The following is an 18,087-nucleotide window of genomic DNA, read 5'->3' as shown; positions in this document are numbered from 1 at the left end:
CGATTTAATTCATCAAAATCGCTTCTCGTTAAGCTCATATTAAAGGGTGTTTTTGACAGTTTGATGATTTAAATTAAAACCCATCAAAATTACCCAACTCATCTTTATCACTGACACTTTTAAAACAGCTATTGGTTAAGGTGCTGCCTTAATATTTGCCGCGTGATATAAGGCTTGCTCAAACTGTTTTACAGGATACTGCCAGCCCACACTTTCAATGTCCTGACGCGCTTGAGTTCCCATACATCTAAGCACCTTTTGCTCTGGCAACTGAATAATAGTTTGCATAAAGTGTGCCACTTGTCCAAAAGGACTCAACCACCCTGTTATACCTTGCTTGATATAACGCTGCGGACTGGCATAGTTATAGGCCACCACAGGTAAGCCACTGGCCATGGCTTCGAGTACCACATTACCAAAAGTCTCTATTTGACTAGCAAAAACAAAAGCATCTGCACTGGCGTAGACTTGAGCGAGTGACTGCCCTGTTAAGCTTCCCGTAAAAATAACATCTGAGCCATTTGCCATCTCAGTTAAGCGCTTGCGATCTGGCCCATCTCCCACAATCACCATTTTCAACTTGCGTGATTGCTGCTTCTTGATATTCAAATAGCTTTGAATGAGCACATCGACTTCTTTTTCTGGAGATAAACGCCCCACATATAACAGCACCGTAGTATTTGCATCTGCTTGCCAATGCTGACGCAATTGTTCTGAGCGGTGCTCTGGATGGAAGCGAGTTGTATCGACCCCTCGCCCAACCTCAACCAAAGGACAAGTCACCCCAAAGGCCTGGAGTTGATTTAACGTGGTTTCACTCGGCACACAGGTGAGTACCGTATGGTTATGAAACCAGCGAAGATAACTTTCAATCGGTTTGACCAGTAAAGCCAAATCAAAGAAGCGACTAAAGTCATGAAAAGTTGAATGAAAGCCACTCGACACTGGAATTTGATGTGCTTGAGCAGCATACAGTGCCGTCAACCCCAACGGTCCTTCCGTCACAATATGGACCACATCTGGTGCGAAGCGTTCAATCGCTTTGCTGACTTTAACATACTGTGGCATACCAAATTGCATGTCGGCATATTTAGGAATGCTCTTTGCCCAAACCAAACACTCCTGTTCTGCCTGAAAGTCGGTACATATGGTTTTTTGTACTGGGCGGATGAGCTGAATACGATGCCCCAGTTTTTGCAAACCTTTACACAGTTGTAATAAAGAGTTCGCAACACCATTGATTTCTGGTGACCATGTTTCCGTCACGATGGTTATTTTTAACTTGGGCTTGAGTGTTTCTTGAAGGATAGAAAGTTCTTGCTGAATATTATGCTGATGTTGTTGCTTGAGATAAAACCGCTGAGGTTCCGGGAAATTGTGCTGTTTGAATAATTTTGTTGTCATTGAAGCGATCATGTTATTCCAAACTTTTCTTATTTTCCTCCAAGTTTAATTAAACTATTTGACAGTTTGATGATAATAGACCTCTTTCATAAATCATTTTTTACTCAGTTCCAAATTATAGATCCCAGCAATTAGATTGAACCTCAATCCCAATCTTTTTCCTCGATTGCGATATCGCTCAGCAAGGATTTTGAAGGTTTTCAAACTGCCAAATACATGCTCAATGCCAATTCTTCTTTTGTTAATTTCTCGATTGTAAAGCTTTAGCTCAGGATCTAGTTTGCAGCGTTTTTTTGCTTTTAATGGCAATAGGCTATTTCGATACACTGTGTAAATCCCTTGATAACCCTTATCTGCAAGTATAAAGGCACTTGCAGGAATCTGATTCAAATTGCGTTTGAAAAGTTCGAAATCATGTACAGCACCACGACTTGTGCATAAACTCAGAATTTGCTGAGTTTTATAATGAACAATGGCTTGAACTTTGAAAGTATGTGCCTTCTTCTTACCACTATAGCTTTTCTTCTGTTTTTTTAGGCCTTTGTATTGGAATTTCTGTGGCATCTACGATCACCACATTCCAGTCAATACCTTCGCCTTCAGGCAAATGCTTTGGTAAATTAAATAAATTGGACTTGATGAGGCAGTCCTCTACATGGTGTACGATTCTTGAAGCAGTGGGCTATGACACGCCATAACTTGTTGCGACATGGAATAATGTTCGGTATTCACGCCAATAGCTTAAGCATAAGAGAATCTGATCTTCTAGGCTTAATTTAGATGGTCTACCTTTGGCAGGAACATGCATTTTCAATTGCTCAACCATTAAATTAAAGGTTGACCATGAGATGCCGGTATATCGCTTAAACTGTGTTTCAGAAAGCTTCTTTGAATAGATGTATTTCATTCAAAGATTATGCCTGAATGTTTAAGATTCTTCGGTACAAATAATCAGCAATAGATAGGTCGTTTTTTGATTTATGAAAGAGATCTAATGAATGCAATAAAATAAAAAGACACCTATGATTAGTAGGTATCTTTTTACATATTAATAGTTTAAAGACCTAAAATTTAAAACATCAAATTAATATACAAGCTATCTTTATACACACCTGCTGGGGTTAAGGCAGTTGGGCGCTCCATCAATTGCACCAAGACTACAAACTTATTTTGCTCAGTTGCTGGTTGAGCAATAGGGCTATTCCAACGTGATGCACTTGCTCCTGAAATATTCATTTGAGTTCTCAATTTATAGTTTTTCTCATTGACTAAATAACTACTCCCTGTTGCATTAGTTAAATTACGCGAATTGAATTTAATCGCGTAATTACTATCACAAGCCACTGAGAAAGAAGTTGCAGCTTGACTAAGATACGATGAACTTAGATTCAACTGGCTTGAAGTTAAACGCTCAATTTGACACTGTTTTGCATAAGCTATTGGGGTGGCCGCTACACAAAACAGCAGTATAATAATGTTCAGTTTCATGGCTCTACTCCATTTATTTACACTGAAGATCCAGTACTGATGAGTTGTCATCATTCTTAGTATCTGTAATTGTAAGTTCTGCCGAACAACTGCGTGCTTCTTTAGTTTTAATTTGTATCTTATATGTTCCCGGAATCAAACCATAAAGCGTTACGCTACCATCGGTAGAAATCGGATAAACCTCTCCTTCACCATTATTATCAATATAAAGCTCTGAACCAGCAGCAAAAGACCGATTGTTACTATCTACTGGCTTAACAGTGACTTGTTTCGCATGGAATACTGGGAAATTGATGATATAACCGCGTTGATTTAAAGCTGTTAATTGTTTGCTTGAATACTGTATTTTATCTTCGATAGGTAGTTGATTTTGATCAAATGCAATGTCGTATTTAACATAAGGAATAACATCATGAATAAAGGCATACCCCTTTTTATTGGTTTTATCAACATAGGTCAGCGATCTTAAAATATCAATATCTTGATAATCCCCTACTTTGACTAGAGTAAATGCGTTATCAACCATTTTAGTAAAACTGATTTTATTACCCAACCAAACAACTGCTCCTCGATAATTTAACTGTGATTCACGATCTTCACGACCTTGCACATGATAGAAATCTAAATCTCCTACATCTGTTTTAACAACACCATTAAAGTTAAACATCGTATCTTCACTACGACGGTTTACGCCAAGAGAATAATCAAAACCGACTTGATTGGAATCATATTTCACCAACTGGAGATTTGTATTTTGGTCAGCTGATTGACTAAAGTAAACGGACTTATTATCAAAACTGTAGCTAAGTGAAAGAATGCCGCCTGAGTCTTTCCTGTCACCAAAAGAGTTGAAATAGCTTAAACCAAATGAAATTCGACGACCAAAATTCCGATTAAACCCAACATTTATTACCTTTTGGTTACTATTAGGAAACTCAGGATTTTCATAATATTTTTGTTCTGCATAGTTAATATTTAGATTATGTAAATAGGGCACATTACTCATACCAAAATATGCAAGATTTTCAAATTTCGGATAGTTAGAATTGGCACCTAACTCATCTCCTAAAAATTTAAAATCTTTTTCTGTATATTTTGAACTAGCCCCCATTGAAAATCGACCAAAGTCTTTACTTGCGGATAACCCATAGGAATAATTAAATTGGTTTTCATCATCATGAGAAGCAAGAACAACACTATCGAGAACAAAAATATTACTAATCGCTTGTGTCCACATGAACCCTATATTTTGTAAATCTTTACTGTAAGATAAATTGCTTCCTAACGTAGTTGAGTTTGACATACCTCTGCGAAAATAAGTATTCACAAAGAAGTCCCTATAATCACTGCTATCCAAATTATAGTTGTAACGAAGTTTACCTGCTGCAACACTATATTCATTCAAACCAGATCGTAATAGTCTATTGGTCACCATAATAGGAAAGCTTTGTACACTTCGATTCCCGAGTACATCCTCAACTACAATTTGCGCATTACCTGCTTGTTGGATTTGTGCCCCCATCAGTAAGTTATAATCACCAGGGCTCACCTTTTGATTATAAATATTTACGCCATTTATATATAAATCAACAGTAGAAGGAACGCGTGCACTCCCTTGTAAACTTGGCATATTCCAGTACACAAAATTTGGTCTTTCAGTGTAATTCGTCCCCCAATTTAAACCTGCAAAACGTAAAGAATTAATCAAAGGGTTATATGTAGTTGTAGTATCCCCTATCGTTAAGCGGGTCATATGTTTAGGAAATTCAAAATCGACACTACTACTTAAGCGAACCACCCGCTCATCAGTGGGGGTATTCTGATACAACATCGAGTTTTTCATGATCCAATAATCTTTGAAAACCCCTAACTCCATCAGTCCACTATAAGATTTATTAGAATTACTAGTTGCATAAAGAAAATCATAATTTATGAAACCACCAAAACTGGCTTTTTCTGGAATAACACTTCCATTTAAGTTATTAAAATCAGATTCAAAAGAGTCTGTAGGAATAGTCAATTTAATGGATTGTGATGTGTCATCAAACGCTGACTGAATTACTCCTGATGACACTGAACAAAACTCTGGCCGAGAGGAGAGCGTTTTTAATTGGCTTGTTGTAATTTGACGTTCTGCCAGTATATTACATTCAATATAGTATTGATCGCCTTCTTTTAATAAGGCAACATCCGTATGATGATCTAAATCATTAATCCATAAATTTGCAATATTTTCTTCCAGCACAGCTTCACTGGCATTCACATTTAGTGCAAAAAAAATATGAATAACGATAAGTATTCTTATTTTCGTATTCATCGTAAACTCCCCACCTCAGACTAATCCGAGAATTTGAGTTCCACCATTTTATCGTTCTTATCAGTAAACAATTGAACATAATAATTTTTAGGATTTGATATTCGTGTATTGTTTAAATCATAAGACGTGCTTTTATTTGCAAGCAAATAACTCATAGTCTCCGTTTTAAAAACTTCTTTTTTATTAGCATCGACAATCTTCAAATTTGCAATTTGAATATGGGAATTCGCGTTATTTTTAACAACGAGTTTATTATTTTCTACATTAAATTTGAGCTTAACATCTTCTTGCTTTCCAACAAAGAGTGGTAAGTTAAAACTTACAAGAAAATTCACAGATGACTCTTTCACTGCCTGCGGAATCTCATCAACCATCACACGCCATGTACCTTCTTGCTGTCCACTTAAAATAGACTCAATGGGACGGTTAAAGCCCACACGAATAATCTGTTTACCATTCGGCTGCAAAATAAAGTTTTTAGGATTAATAATTAAGGAGTTATCAGGCTCCAGTACGTTTTCGCCATTTTCTTTTTGCGTCCACTTAAATGCTTTTACTTCAAAAATTCTCTTCTCAGTTTCATCTTTAGATTCTAAGGTAAGTGTTGTCGTTCTTTGTTTTGTTGGATTTTGAATATACATTTGGACTGGATCAACTGAAACACCAGCATTTGATACCGACATATAAAACATCGAAGACACCAAAATCGCTATTATTTTTTTCATGTTACACCGCCTTATTATAATTTATAAAAAAACCTAACCTGATGCTGTGATCAAGTTAGGTTTAGTAAAAAATTAGTAATAGACTTTGATACGATAAGTATCAGTATATGTACCCGCACGTTGGAATGCACCAACTGCTGCATTAGTTACCGAAACAGAATATTGATCGTCAGCTAGACCATTATGATTTGAATTACCGAATGGAATTACACCGCCACCTGTTTTATTTGTAACAATTGTTGTTGGTACACGAACACTGCCATCGTCCTCATGTTTAACATAAGTACTTGCACTTGTACCTGTGTTCGCTGTTTGAATGTTAAGTGTATAGTGCGTATTACTACGTACAGTGTAATTTGAACTTTGTGTTCCACCATTTTTATTCAGCGTAATGGCACTACCGCCAAGCACTTCACATTTTTTAGGGATTTCTAATTTAATAGGAATATCTTTTTCACAACCTAGAGAAGTACAGTTCCCCCAGTTATAACTAGGGCGTGATGCTGTATCATCCTCTGCATAAAGGGCTGTAGAACCTGCACCTAATAGTGTTGCAACTAGTGATGCTTGAAGTATTTTATTCATAGCTACTCTCCGAGATTTTTCTTTTAAACCTGATTAATTGTTATGATCACCCTTAATCAAAACTGGACCTTGCTTGGCTACCAAGCTTTTCTTAAGTGTGTTTTTATTCTAGTTATTCTGTATAAAAAACCACCTATGCAGCCTTTTTCACTCAAATAAAGAACCAACTTTAAAACCCCAGTAAAGTGAAATTAAGATTTTGTTTTTATTTCTATTTTAGTTGTTAATTAATTTTATGAATCCCTAAAAACAGTTACACTAATTTCAGTGATGCACAATTTTAGTGCTTTTTTATATTTTAAATAGATCTCTGTTTTATATTAGAAATTCACTTTTACATTTCATTACATCTTCAGTTGAATAATTTCTTAAATCGCTAAAAAATTCATTTTTCATCCTTTTTTTACTTTATATTTCTATCAATTTTTCAATTCAGGTCGATCATCTTGCTAAAATCCAAAGTTTATTCACATGCTATTTACCCAGTTTTAGGGATTGAATAACATGACTAAAATCACATAATCAAGCCTTAAATTTACATGACCTACTATTTTAGAAATCAAAAACTCACACTAAAAACCCAAACGTAAGCATAAGTACACTTTTTGAGAGTTGCATTTATTGCAATAAAGCTCATAGATACGTTATTAATCCAATAGTTTTTTAACAATATATGCTGCCCATATATCTAGCACTGAAATGGAATTCTCGTTGATTCCATATAACGATTTTGAACACGGGTAAGATCAACTTATAGCTGTGTAGCAATATCCATATCAGCATCCCATTTGTACTCACAGCTTTTTAGTCAATAACTTTGCCCTACATAACAAATTAGTAGTAGATTAATAAAAAACCCTGCCAAAGCAGGGTTTTATTACTTAAAATTAGCTAGATAAGAAACTTAGTTCTTTTCTTTATCTACGATTTTGTTCGCTTGAATCCAAGGTACGAAAAAAATGGGAAAGCATTGCTTTCCCATTTTTAAAGGCACGTAACGTAACCTTAGTTCTTTTCTTTATCGAAGATCTTGTTTACTTGAATCAAAAGTACGAAAAAGATGAAAGCACTGCTTTCATCTTTTTGAGGCACGTAACAATAAAAATAGAAAAAACCCACTCAAATAGAGTGGGTCTTCGCATTCAAATCAATTGATTCGAGAAATTAGTTCTTCTCTTTATCAACGATTTTGTTGGCTTGAATCCACGGCATCATTGCACGAAGTTTATTACCTGTTACTTCAATACCATGCGCTGCGTTTTGACGACGACGAGCAGTCATTGATGGGTAGTTCAACGCACCTTCGTTAATGAACATCTTCGCGTATTCACCAGATTGAATACGTTTAAGTGCATTGCGCATCGCTTCACGAGACTGTTCATTGATTACTTCAACGCCAGTTACATATTCGCCATATTCAGCGTTGTTTGACACTGAATAGTTCATGTCCGCGATACCGCCTTCAAACATCAAGTCAACGATTAACTTAAGTTCGTGTAAGCATTCGAAGTAAGCCATTTCAGGTGCATAACCTGCTTCTACCAAAGTTTCGAAGCCCATTTTCACAAGTTCTACTGCACCACCACAAAGAACTGCCTGCTCACCAAATAAGTCAGTTTCAGTTTCTTCACGGAATGAAGTCTCGATAATACCTGTACGACCACCACCTACACCAGAAGCATATGAAAGTGCTAGGTTACGTGCATTACCAGACGCATCTTGATGAATCGCGATTAAGTCAGGAACACCTGAACCACGTTGGTATTCAGAACGTACAGTATGACCTGGTGCTTTTGGTGCAACCATGATTACGTCAAGATCAGCACGTGGAACAACTTGGTTATAAAGAACAGAGAAACCGTGAGCAAATGCTAACGTTGCACCTTCTTTAATGTTTGGTTCGATCACGTCACGATAAAGTTGTGATTGGAACTCATCTGGAGTCAAGATCATGACTACATCAGCTTGTGCTACGGCAGCAGGAACTTCAGCAACTTTAAGACCTGAATTTTCAGCTTTTTTCCAAGAAGTAGAACCAGCACGTAGACCTACAGTTACGTCTACACCAGAATCTTTAAGGTTAAGTGCATGTGCGTGACCTTGTGAACCGTAACCAATGATCGCTACTTTCTTAGATTGGATGATAGATAAGTCGCAGTCTTTATCGTAAAAAATTTGCATTGCTGTCTCCGCTAAAATGCTTGGTATTCTGTAATTCCATCAAGGGGTTTATTGTTTGATGAAATCCTCCTCTTTCTCAAAAGGAGGTTGAATCGTGTTAATGAATTAAATGGTTAAAACTTTTTCGCCACGCGCGATGCCTGAAACACCTGAACGCACAACTTCAAGAATGGTGTTCTCTGCGAGTGCATCAATAAAACCATCAATTTTTTCAGTCGTACCCGCGATTTGAATGGTGTAGGTCGTTGGGGTGACATCAACAATTTGCGCACGGAAAATGTCCGCAGTTCGTTTGATTTCAGCACGTGCCGAGCCAAGTGATTTGACTTTAATCAACATCAACTCACGCTCAATGTGCGCACCTTCAGACAAATCAACCACTTTCACCACTTCAACCAATTTGTTGAGCTGTTTGGTGATTTGTTCAATTTTATGGTCATCGCCATAAGTCGTTAACGTCAAACGAGATAAGGTCGGATCTTCAGTTGGCGCAACGTTTAAGGTCTCAATGTTATAACCACGTTGAGAGAATAAACCCACCAAACGAGAAAGCGCACCAGCTTCGTTTTCTACAAGTACAGAGATAATGTGTCTCATGACGTGCGCTCCCCTTTACCTAACCACATATCTTGCATTGACTGACCTGCGATAAGCATTGGATAAACATGCTCTGTACGGTCAACCATCACATTAATAAATACACATTTATCATTGATCGCCATTGCTTCAGCAAGCTTCGACTCTAGCTCATCCGCATGGTCAATTTGGATGCCAACATGACCATATGCTTCCATTAATTTAGGGAAGTCAGGCAATGAATCGATATAAGAACTTGAGTGACGTCCTTCATAGTTCATATCTTGCCACTGCTTCACCATCCCTAAAGCTTGGTTATTCAAGCAGAGGATTTTTACGTTTAGACCATATTGCTTACACGTCGAAAGCTCTTGGATACACATCTGAATCGATGCTTCACCTGTGATACACACTACTTGTTGGTCAGGGAAAGCCAATTTCGCCGCCATCGCATAGGGTAAACCAACACCCATGGTACCTAGGCCACCTGAGTTAATCCATTGGCGTGGACGTTTATACTTATAATAGTTCGCACCAAACATTTGATGCTGACCTACGTCAGAAGTAATGATCGCATCACCATTGGTGATTTTATCCAACGCTTCCACCACTTGTTGTGGTTTCATTACCCCATTTGCACCTGACTCATAACGCATGCCATGAACTTTACGCCATTCATTGATTTGCGCCCACCAAGCAGCCATGTCTTCAGGATTTGGTTTAGACACATTCATTTGTTTCAACTGTGTCAACATTTCTTGAAGGACAGGTTCTACCGCACCCACGATCGGGATATGCGCCATGATGGTTTTTGAAATCGTCGCAGGGTCGATATCAATATGAATCACTTTGGCATTTGGACAGAATTTTGCTGGATTATTGGTTACACGGTCATCGAAACGCGCACCGATACACAAAATAACATCAGCATTGTGCATAGTCATATTGGCTTCATAGGTACCATGCATACCCAACATGCCAATAAACTGCGGATCATTGCCAGGAAAGGCACCAAGCCCCATCAAGGTATTGGTGACTGGGAAGCCCAAAATATGTGCCAGTTCAGTTAACTGAGCAGAAGCATTACCTTGAACCACGCCACCGCCAGTATAAATCACAGGACGTTTAGCGTGAATCAGCTCTTCAATCGCTTTACGAATTTGACCTGAGTGACCACGATGCGGCGGTTGATACGAACGCATCTTCACTTTTTCTGGGTATTCGTAAGCAAATTTCTCAGCAGGATTGGTTGCATCTTTTGGAATATCGACCACAACTGGACCCGGACGACCAGAAGCTGCAATATAAAATGCCTTCTTAATAATCGAAGGAATTTCGCTGGCATGGCGCACTTGGAAACTATGTTTTACGATCGGACGAGAAATACCGACCATATCTGTTTCTTGGAATGCATCTTCACCAATTAAATGTGACGCAACCTGACCTGACAAAATCACCATTGGGATTGAGTCCATATAAGCCGTTGCAATTGGAGTCACAGTATTGGTTGCACCCGGACCTGAAGTCACGAGGACCACACCCGTCTTACCTGTTACGCGTGAGTAAGCATCTGCCATATGACCAGCAGCTTGTTCATGGCGCACGAGGTAATGATTGATTTTGTCTTGTTGAAAGAACGCGTCGTAGATATGTAAAACTGCGCCGCCTGGGTATCCAAATACATGTTCAACGCCTTCGTCCGCCAATGCGCGAACGAGCATTTCACCACCAGATAAAAGTTCCAACGTGATTCACCCTAATCTTTATCACTGCAATGGTGGAAGGCACCAGCAGTGTTTCATTCATTGATTGTCTGCACTGTTATAGCACACATATTTCTTAGTTTTCATAGCAATAGGAAAAAATTCTGATCTGTATGCTGTTTGAGCAATATGAGATCTAAAACGTGTTGGGATAAACACATTTTTTTACTTTGTTCACGGTCTCGGCTAGAAAGCGTGTCCATTGCATGAAATGACACTTTATCGAAGGGTGATCGAGTAAAGGCATATAAAACTAAAGACAGCATTTTTAGGAGTTTCGTGACTAAAGTCAAGTTTAAAAATTAGCTTTTTTTTGTTTATTTACAGAGCGTTTGTTTTTTATTCATCGCGGACAAAGAAAACTGAGTCGCTTTTTCTCTGTTTTTTAGTGCAAAAACAAATAGATTTCTATTTCACTGAATTTATTAATAAAAAAACATAATAAAACCCATAAATAAGTTTAATAAGATATTCACCCAAATTTAAATCCAACATCTATCTCAGATTTTTTCAGTTTTAAATATAGATCAGCATTTGTTCATCAGGTTTTAGCATAATCTTCTTATTTTCATACTGTGCCATAACGCATATTTCAGACTTTAAACTGAGGATTTGACCTGCAAAACATTTCAAAAACACAGATGAAAAAATGCATCAAACACTGCTTATTGCTCTCAAATTGGCATAAAATAACGACAACGATAAACCCGATAAAATCCAATGATTACGGATATAAAAAGGACAATGCTAGATGAGTATTCAGTTTGCAAAAATGGCAGCATGTTTGGTGGGGATGGGGCTTGCAATAGGCAGCACACAAAGCTTTGCTAAGACGTATTATAAGTGGGTTGATAGCCAAGGCTCGACACATTACACCACGACACCTCCACCCAAAACAGCAAAGAAAAAAGGCAAAGTCGACACCTATGGTTGGAAAAATTCGCCACAAGCTGCGTCATCGGAAGCACCGCCACCTTCCAATATGCCAAATACCGTACCAGCCCCTCCCAACGCTATACCGAGTGCTGCCCCAGCACCAGCGGTTGATTTAGAAAATCAACGACGTGAAGCGAATGAAGCACTTCAACAAGGACAACAAGTCCGCCCTGCGGTTTAATCATTCCGTACGGTTCCGGATTTATTTTCAGCTTGTTTAATTTCCTGCACAAAACATAGCGCAAAATTCACTTTTAGGTGCATTTTGCGCTATGCTGTGCAACAAACTTTTTAACCATTGTTCTACATACGTATATGACTACTCACATTGACCCTGAATATCAAGCGAGCGCGATTGAACCTACCGTCCAACAAGACTGGGAAGCTCGTAAAGCCTTTAAAGTTGCCGACTCTGTAGAAGGTCCACGTCGTTATATCCTCTCGATGTTCCCTTATCCAAGTGGCAAACTGCATATGGGTCATGTGCGTAACTACACCATTGGTGATGTCATCAGCCGTTTCCACCGTCTCAAAGGAGAAACTGTCCTGCAACCGATGGGTTGGGATGCTTTTGGTTTACCTGCTGAAAATGCTGCAATTGCACACCAAGTTGCACCTGCAAAATGGACCTTTGAAAACATCGCATATATGCGTGACCAATTAAAAAAATTAGGTCTATCAGTCGATTGGGATCGTGAATTTGCAACGTGTACCCCTGAATACTACCGCTGGGAACAGTGGTTATTTGTACAACTTTATAAAAAAGGCCTTATTTACCGTAAGTTATCTACCGTAAATTGGGATCCTGTGGATCAGACTGTACTTGCCAATGAACAAGTTGAAAATGGTCGTGGCTGGCGTTCAGGTGCATTGGTTGAAAAACGTGATATTCCAATGTATTACTTCCGCATTACTGACTATGCGCAAGAATTATTAGACGATTTAAATACCTTAAAAGACGGTTGGCCACAACAAGTCTTGACCATGCAACGCAACTGGATTGGTCGCTCACAAGGGATGGATATCACCTTCCCTTCTGCAAATCCTGACGTTTATGCAGAAGGCTTAACAGTATTTACGACACGTGCTGACACCTTAATGGGTGTGACTTATGTAGCTGTTGCTGCTGAGCATCCAATGGCACTGAAAGCTGCGGAAAATAATGCTGAACTTAAAGCATTTATTGAAGAATGCCGTATGGGTTCGGTAGCAGAAGCCGACCTTGCCACTGCTGAAAAGAAAGGGATGGCAACAGGTCTGTCTGTGAAGCATCCTGTGACTGGCGAAGAAGTTCCGGTTTGGATCGCCAACTATGTATTGATGTCTTATGGTTCAGGTGCAGTGATGGCAGTTCCATCACACGATGAACGTGACTTCGAATTTGCCAATAAATATGGCTTGACCATCAAGCAAGTGATTGATGCTAAAGGCGCAGATGATGCTGACTTTGATGCGACTCAATGGCAAGAATGGTATAGCTCGAAAGAAGGTAAACTGGTCAATTCAGCCGAATTTGACGGTCTAGATTTCCAAGGTGCATACGATGCATTCCTTGCTAAATTAGAACCAACAGGCCTAGCAAGTTCTAAAGTTCAATTCCGTCTACGTGACTGGGGGGTTTCCCGTCAGCGTTATTGGGGTTGCCCAATTCCAATGATCAACTGTGAAAAATGTGGTCAGGTTCCTGTACCTGAAGAGCAACTTCCAGTGGTCTTACCGACTGATGTCGTACCTGATGGCTCGGGTAATCCATTGAACAAGATGCCTGAGTTTTATCAAACCACTTGCCCAAGCTGTGGTGGTGATGCGCGTCGTGAAACAGATACGCTGGATACCTTTGTAGAGTCATCTTGGTACTATGCACGTTATGCATCTCCTGATTTTACTGATGGTTTAGTTAAACCTGAAGCTGCTCAAACATGGCTTCCAGTAAATCAATACATCGGTGGTGTTGAACACGCGATTCTGCACTTACTTTATGCACGCTTCTTCCACAAATTGATGCGTGATGAAGGTGTAGTACAAGGCAATGAACCATTTACCAACCTGTTAACTCAAGGTATGGTCTTGGCAGACACTTATTACCGTGAAGCTGAATCAGGCAAGAAAACTTGGTTTAACCCTGCGGATATCGACCTCGAACGTGATGAAAAAGGTCGTATTCTATCTGCGAAATACCAAGGCGATGGTCAAGACGTGATTGTTGGCGGCCAAGAGAAAATGTCGAAATCGAAAAATAACGGTATCGACCCACAAGCCATTATTGATCAGTACGGTGCAGATACAGCACGTGTATTCATGATGTTTGCAGCGCCACCAGATCAATCACTTGAATGGTCTGATGCAGGTGTGGAAGGCGCAAACCGTTTCTTGAAACGTGTATGGCGTTTGGTTGCCAGCTTCCTTGAAAAAGGCAATGCAGCATTTGCCATTGATACTGCTCAACTGTCTACAGAAGCACAAGACTTACGTCGTAAAACGCATGAAACCATTCAAAAAGTGGGTGATGACATCGAACGCCGCCATGCCTTTAACACGGCTATTGCAGCAATGATGGAACTGTTAAATGCGAACAATAAGTTTGAAGCGAAAAATGATAATGATGTTGCGGTTGCTCGTGAATCGATTACGACGCTTTTAACTTTACTTGCGCCATTTGCACCACATTTAAGCCAGACTTTATTGGCTGAATTTGGACTGGACTTAACCAGCGTGTTGTTCCCGACTGTAGACGAATCTGCACTCACACGTAATACACAAACGATTGTTGTTCAAGTGAATGGTAAACTGCGTGGCAAATTAGAAGTGTCTGTCGATACATCGAAAGATGAATTGCTTGCACTGGCTAAAGCATTGCCAGAAGTTCAACAATTCTTGACTGGTCCAACCAAGAAAGAAATTGTGGTGCCAAATAAATTAGTGAATTTGGTGGTTTAAAAAGCTTTAAAACGCCTTCTTAAGTTCCCTCTCCTTCAAGGAGAGGGCTAGGGAGAGGTAAACTCCCCTCATCCTAACCTTCTCCCTAAGGGAGAAGGAACTGAAAACGATAAACAAAACCCAAACAAAGCCCGTTGCCAGTCAACGGGCTTTGCACATACAATCACGACATATTATTTTTCTTTTATCAAAAAGATCAAACAGAGGACAACACATGCATTTAGGCAAACGTTTGGCAGCTATTGTTTTAACTTGTGGCCTAAGTGCTGGCTTGGTCGGGTGTGGCTTTCATTTAAAAGGCACCAATCCAAGCGCAACGCCGATTGCTTATTCAAAAATGAATTTGGTGCTTCCGAAGAACACCGATGAACTGCATGAAAAATTGGCCATTTATTTAGGTGCGTCGGGTGTACAGCTGAGCAGTGGATCAGATGCCTATGTGCTTCGCGTGCTAGACTATAAACCACAGCGTTTAGAGCTGAATGGTAAACTGATTGAAGTATTACTACGCCTCAATGTCACCTTCCGTATCGAAGATGCGCAAGGCCGTGCGCTGACTGAACCACGAACCGTAGTTGCAACGCGTAGTTATCAATACAACGTTGAAACCGTCAACACCGATGACCAAGAGAAAAACTATTTGAATCAAGTCATCGTGGATGATGTCGCGCAGCAAATTGTGCGTCAGATTTCTTCGAACCGCCTACCACCAGCACAGCAGTAAGGTTTAACAATGAAACTTGACTATTTGCAAGCCTTAAAACGTGTCGATGAAGCTCGCGGTGCGTGGATTATGCAAGGTCAAGAACCATTGCTTGAGCAAAATTTACTGGATGCATTTCGAGCAAGTTGGCAAAAGCAAGAAATTGAACGACAACGGCATGACATCAGCAATGTCAATGACTGGAAAAATGTCTTTAATGCACTCAACAGCTTGTCCTTATTTTCAAGTCAGCTTGCCATTGAAGTTCATGGTAATATTAAGCCCGATGCTAACGCTTTAAAGTTGCTAAAAAGCTATATCCAAAGCAATGAACAGAACTTGCTTTTGGTGGTGATGCCAAAACAGGACAGCGCCAGCCTAAAAACGGGCTTTTTCCAAACGGTTGAAGCCAATGGAGTCCATGTTGCCCTGACCGCGAATTATCCGCGTGACCGTCAGCAGATTTTAAGCATTGAAGCAGATAAGCTTGGGGTTAAACTGAGTCAGGATGCATGGCAGTGGTTAGAACAACACCATGAACACAACTTACTCGCAGCTAAAAATAGCTTAATGCGTGTCAGCGACACCTTTGCCGAGGTTGAGCTGATTCAGATTGATCATTTACATGCCTGCTTACAAGATCAGTCCCGCTATAGTACTTTCGATTTGAGTGATGCTCTGCTCGAAGGCAATCTGGCGCAATCGATTAAAATTTACCAATACCTGATTGCCTCAGGTGAACCCCTCAGTCTGATTTTGTGGAGTATCAGTAAAGAAATGCGTTTACTCATGCAACTGTTTGAGCAACCGCAAAATGCACTGCAACTGGGGATTTGGAAGAATAAAGTCAGCGTCTATCAACACGCCTTACGTCGACTGAACCCGCAGTGCTTTTTAACGTGGCCCAGTCTCCTGCTTCGCATTGATGCTTCGATTAAAGGTTTGGGGCATGAAAATGCTGAACATGTCGTGATGCAAGCCATTGCGACGCTGTGTGGAAAATCACTCTTTCCCGCTTAAATTGCCGCAACGAGTCTTTTAAAAATAATAATCATTTCTATTTGTTCAAAAAATTCACGATTTATCCGTATTTCGCTTTTATACTATCTGCAATTCTGTTTACTCCCTGATTCCAATGCAAAAAATAAAAGCTGTCAAAATGGTTATCGCGGTACTATGTGTTGCCGTACTTGCTTATGTCGCGTGGACATATTTCAAACCAAAACAAGAACAACCACAATATATTAGCGAATCTGTCACTCGTGGTGATCTTGAAAATACGGTATTGGCGACAGGTACTTTAGATGCAACCAAACTGGTGAGTGTCGGCGCACAGGTCTCAGGTCAAGTACAGAAAATGTATGTGCAACTGGGTGATGAAGTTAAACAAGGTCAATTGATTGCGCAAATTGATTCAACCACCCAAGAAAACAGCTTTAAAACAGCAGAAGCCAACATTAAAAATTTGCAAGCACAGCGTCTACAACAAGAAGCCAGTCTTAATGAGGCGCAACTGGCATATAAACGTCAACAACAAATGTATGCACAAGATGCTACATCAAAAGCAGAATTAGAATCGGCTGAGGCCAGCTATAAAACAGCACAAGCACAAATTAAAGCGATTGATGCACAGATTGAATCTGCAAAGGTGACTAAATCGACGGCACAAACCAATATCGGTTATACCCGCATTGTGGCACCGACTGATGGTACTGTGGTGGCGATCGTGACTGAGGAAGGTCAAACTGTAAACGCCAATCAAAGTGCGCCGACCATTGTTAAAATTGCAAAATTACAAAACATGACCATTAAGGCGCAAGTCAGTGAAGCGGACATCATGAAAGTTGAAAAAGGCCAACAGGTTTATTTCACCACTTTAGGTGATGACAGCAAGCGTTATGCCAGCCTACGTCAAGTTGAGCCTGCACCAGACTCGATTAGCAATGAAAGTACCACCAGCACATCAACCAGCACCGCAATTTACTACAATGCGCTGTTTGATGTACCCAACCATGATGGCAAGTTACGTATTGATATGACTGCACAAGTCTACATCGTGCTCGATTCTGCAAAAAATGCGTTATTAGTCCCTTCTTCTGCGATTTCCACTCGTCCTGCAAATGCAAAGCGTAACAGCAGTTCAAATACGCAAGCTTCGTCCTCGACACAAAGCAAATCGGACTCAGACCGTCCACAAGGTCCACGTCTTGAACGTCTAAATTTAAATGCAGCACAACAACAATTGGTTAAAGAAGGTAAAGCTACGCTGAGCGTAGTTCGTGTCTTACAAGCGGACGGCTCAGCTCAACCCAAACAAATTTTGGTGGGGATCAATAACCGTGTCAATGCACAGGTGCTTGCAGGCTTAAAAGAAGGTGATCAAGTGGTGATTGCAGACAGTTCAGAGAACTCTGCGGCTTCTGCCAATAGCAGCAACCGCCGTCGTAACAGTCCACCGATGGGAATGTAAGC

Annotated in this window: 15 protein-coding genes; 5 read left to right on the top strand and 10 right to left on the bottom strand. The window is 39.9% G+C overall.

Annotated elements, in window-relative coordinates:
* Nucleotides 1–135: 135 nt before the first annotated feature.
* From MF4642_RS06355 to MF4642_RS06310, 10 genes are all read right to left on the bottom strand, one after another.
* Nucleotides 136–1,416, bottom strand: coding sequence for a glycosyltransferase family 4 protein (locus tag MF4642_RS06355; RefSeq protein WP_078425670.1), 1,281 nt, complete (start codon nucleotides 1,414–1,416; stop codon nucleotides 136–138).
* An 81-nt stretch (nucleotides 1,417–1,497) separates the two neighbouring features.
* Nucleotides 1,498–1,968 carry an IS5/IS1182 family transposase gene (locus MF4642_RS17060; protein ID WP_005399975.1) on the bottom strand — a complete coding sequence of 157 codons (471 nt, stop codon included), beginning with the start codon at nucleotides 1,966–1,968 and terminating at the stop codon, nucleotides 1,498–1,500.
* A 118-nt stretch (nucleotides 1,969–2,086) separates the two neighbouring features.
* Entirely contained in the window at nucleotides 2,087–2,311 is a 225-nt protein-coding gene (locus MF4642_RS17055; protein ID WP_202971249.1) for a transposase family protein, read from the bottom strand.
* 164 nt (nucleotides 2,312–2,475) lie between these two features.
* On the bottom strand, nucleotides 2,476–2,892 hold the full coding sequence (locus MF4642_RS06340; protein ID WP_004983505.1) for a hypothetical protein: 417 nt from the start codon (nucleotides 2,890–2,892) through the stop codon (nucleotides 2,476–2,478).
* A 13-nt stretch (nucleotides 2,893–2,905) separates the two neighbouring features.
* Nucleotides 2,906–5,209 (bottom strand): fimbria/pilus outer membrane usher protein, encoded by a 2,304-nt coding sequence (locus MF4642_RS06335; RefSeq protein WP_078425669.1) that lies wholly within the window; start codon nucleotides 5,207–5,209, stop codon nucleotides 2,906–2,908.
* Nucleotides 5,210–5,229: 20 nt separating this feature from the next.
* Complete coding sequence (locus MF4642_RS06330) at nucleotides 5,230–5,934, bottom strand: molecular chaperone (protein ID WP_078425668.1); 705 nt, start codon at nucleotides 5,932–5,934, stop codon at nucleotides 5,230–5,232.
* A 72-nt stretch (nucleotides 5,935–6,006) separates the two neighbouring features.
* Nucleotides 6,007–6,519 (bottom strand): hypothetical protein, encoded by a 513-nt coding sequence (locus tag MF4642_RS06325; protein WP_004983496.1) that lies wholly within the window; start codon nucleotides 6,517–6,519, stop codon nucleotides 6,007–6,009.
* Nucleotides 6,520–7,683: 1,164 nt separating this feature from the next.
* Nucleotides 7,684–8,700 carry a ketol-acid reductoisomerase gene (gene ilvC, locus MF4642_RS06320; protein ID WP_078425667.1) on the bottom strand — a complete coding sequence of 339 codons (1,017 nt, stop codon included), beginning with the start codon at nucleotides 8,698–8,700 and terminating at the stop codon, nucleotides 7,684–7,686.
* A 105-nt stretch (nucleotides 8,701–8,805) separates the two neighbouring features.
* The gene (gene ilvN / locus MF4642_RS06315) at nucleotides 8,806–9,297 is read right to left on the bottom strand and encodes an acetolactate synthase small subunit (RefSeq protein WP_004697653.1); all 492 of its coding nucleotides are present in this window, start codon (nucleotides 9,295–9,297) and stop codon (nucleotides 8,806–8,808) included.
* Nucleotides 9,294–11,021 carry an acetolactate synthase 3 large subunit gene (locus tag MF4642_RS06310; RefSeq protein ID WP_010327538.1) on the bottom strand — a complete coding sequence of 576 codons (1,728 nt, stop codon included), beginning with the start codon at nucleotides 11,019–11,021 and terminating at the stop codon, nucleotides 9,294–9,296. Before MF4642_RS06310 ends, ilvN begins: the two co-directional genes overlap by 4 nt.
* A gap of 769 nt (nucleotides 11,022–11,790) precedes the next feature.
* Here MF4642_RS06310 and MF4642_RS06305 point away from each other — a divergent pair.
* The 5 genes from MF4642_RS06305 (at nucleotide 11,791) to MF4642_RS06285 (ending at nucleotide 18,085) form a co-directional block, all read left to right on the top strand.
* Complete coding sequence (locus MF4642_RS06305; protein ID WP_078425666.1) at nucleotides 11,791–12,156, top strand: DUF4124 domain-containing protein; 366 nt, start codon at nucleotides 11,791–11,793, stop codon at nucleotides 12,154–12,156.
* Between the two features lie 134 nt (nucleotides 12,157–12,290).
* Nucleotides 12,291–14,912 carry a leucine--tRNA ligase gene (gene leuS, locus MF4642_RS06300; RefSeq protein WP_078425665.1) on the top strand — a complete coding sequence of 874 codons (2,622 nt, stop codon included), beginning with the start codon at nucleotides 12,291–12,293 and terminating at the stop codon, nucleotides 14,910–14,912.
* A 214-nt stretch (nucleotides 14,913–15,126) separates the two neighbouring features.
* Nucleotides 15,127–15,636, top strand: coding sequence for an LPS assembly lipoprotein LptE (lptE, locus tag MF4642_RS06295; protein WP_004983482.1), 510 nt, complete (start codon nucleotides 15,127–15,129; stop codon nucleotides 15,634–15,636).
* 9 nt (nucleotides 15,637–15,645) lie between these two features.
* Nucleotides 15,646–16,635: a DNA polymerase III subunit delta gene (gene holA / locus MF4642_RS06290; protein WP_005401715.1), complete on the top strand. Its 990-nt coding sequence runs from the start codon at nucleotides 15,646–15,648 to the stop codon at nucleotides 16,633–16,635.
* A gap of 115 nt (nucleotides 16,636–16,750) precedes the next feature.
* Entirely contained in the window at nucleotides 16,751–18,085 is a 1,335-nt protein-coding gene (locus MF4642_RS06285; protein WP_078425664.1) for a MacA family efflux pump subunit, read from the top strand.
* The last annotated feature ends 2 nt before the right edge of the window (nucleotides 18,086–18,087 follow it).

The sequence above is a fragment of the Acinetobacter sp. MF4642 genome, assembly GCF_002018925.1.
GTDB classification, from domain to species: Bacteria; Pseudomonadota; Gammaproteobacteria; order Pseudomonadales; family Moraxellaceae; genus Acinetobacter; species Acinetobacter johnsonii.
The sequence above is the reverse complement of the archived record's forward strand: the minus strand, read 5'-3'. Positions and strand labels throughout refer to the sequence as shown.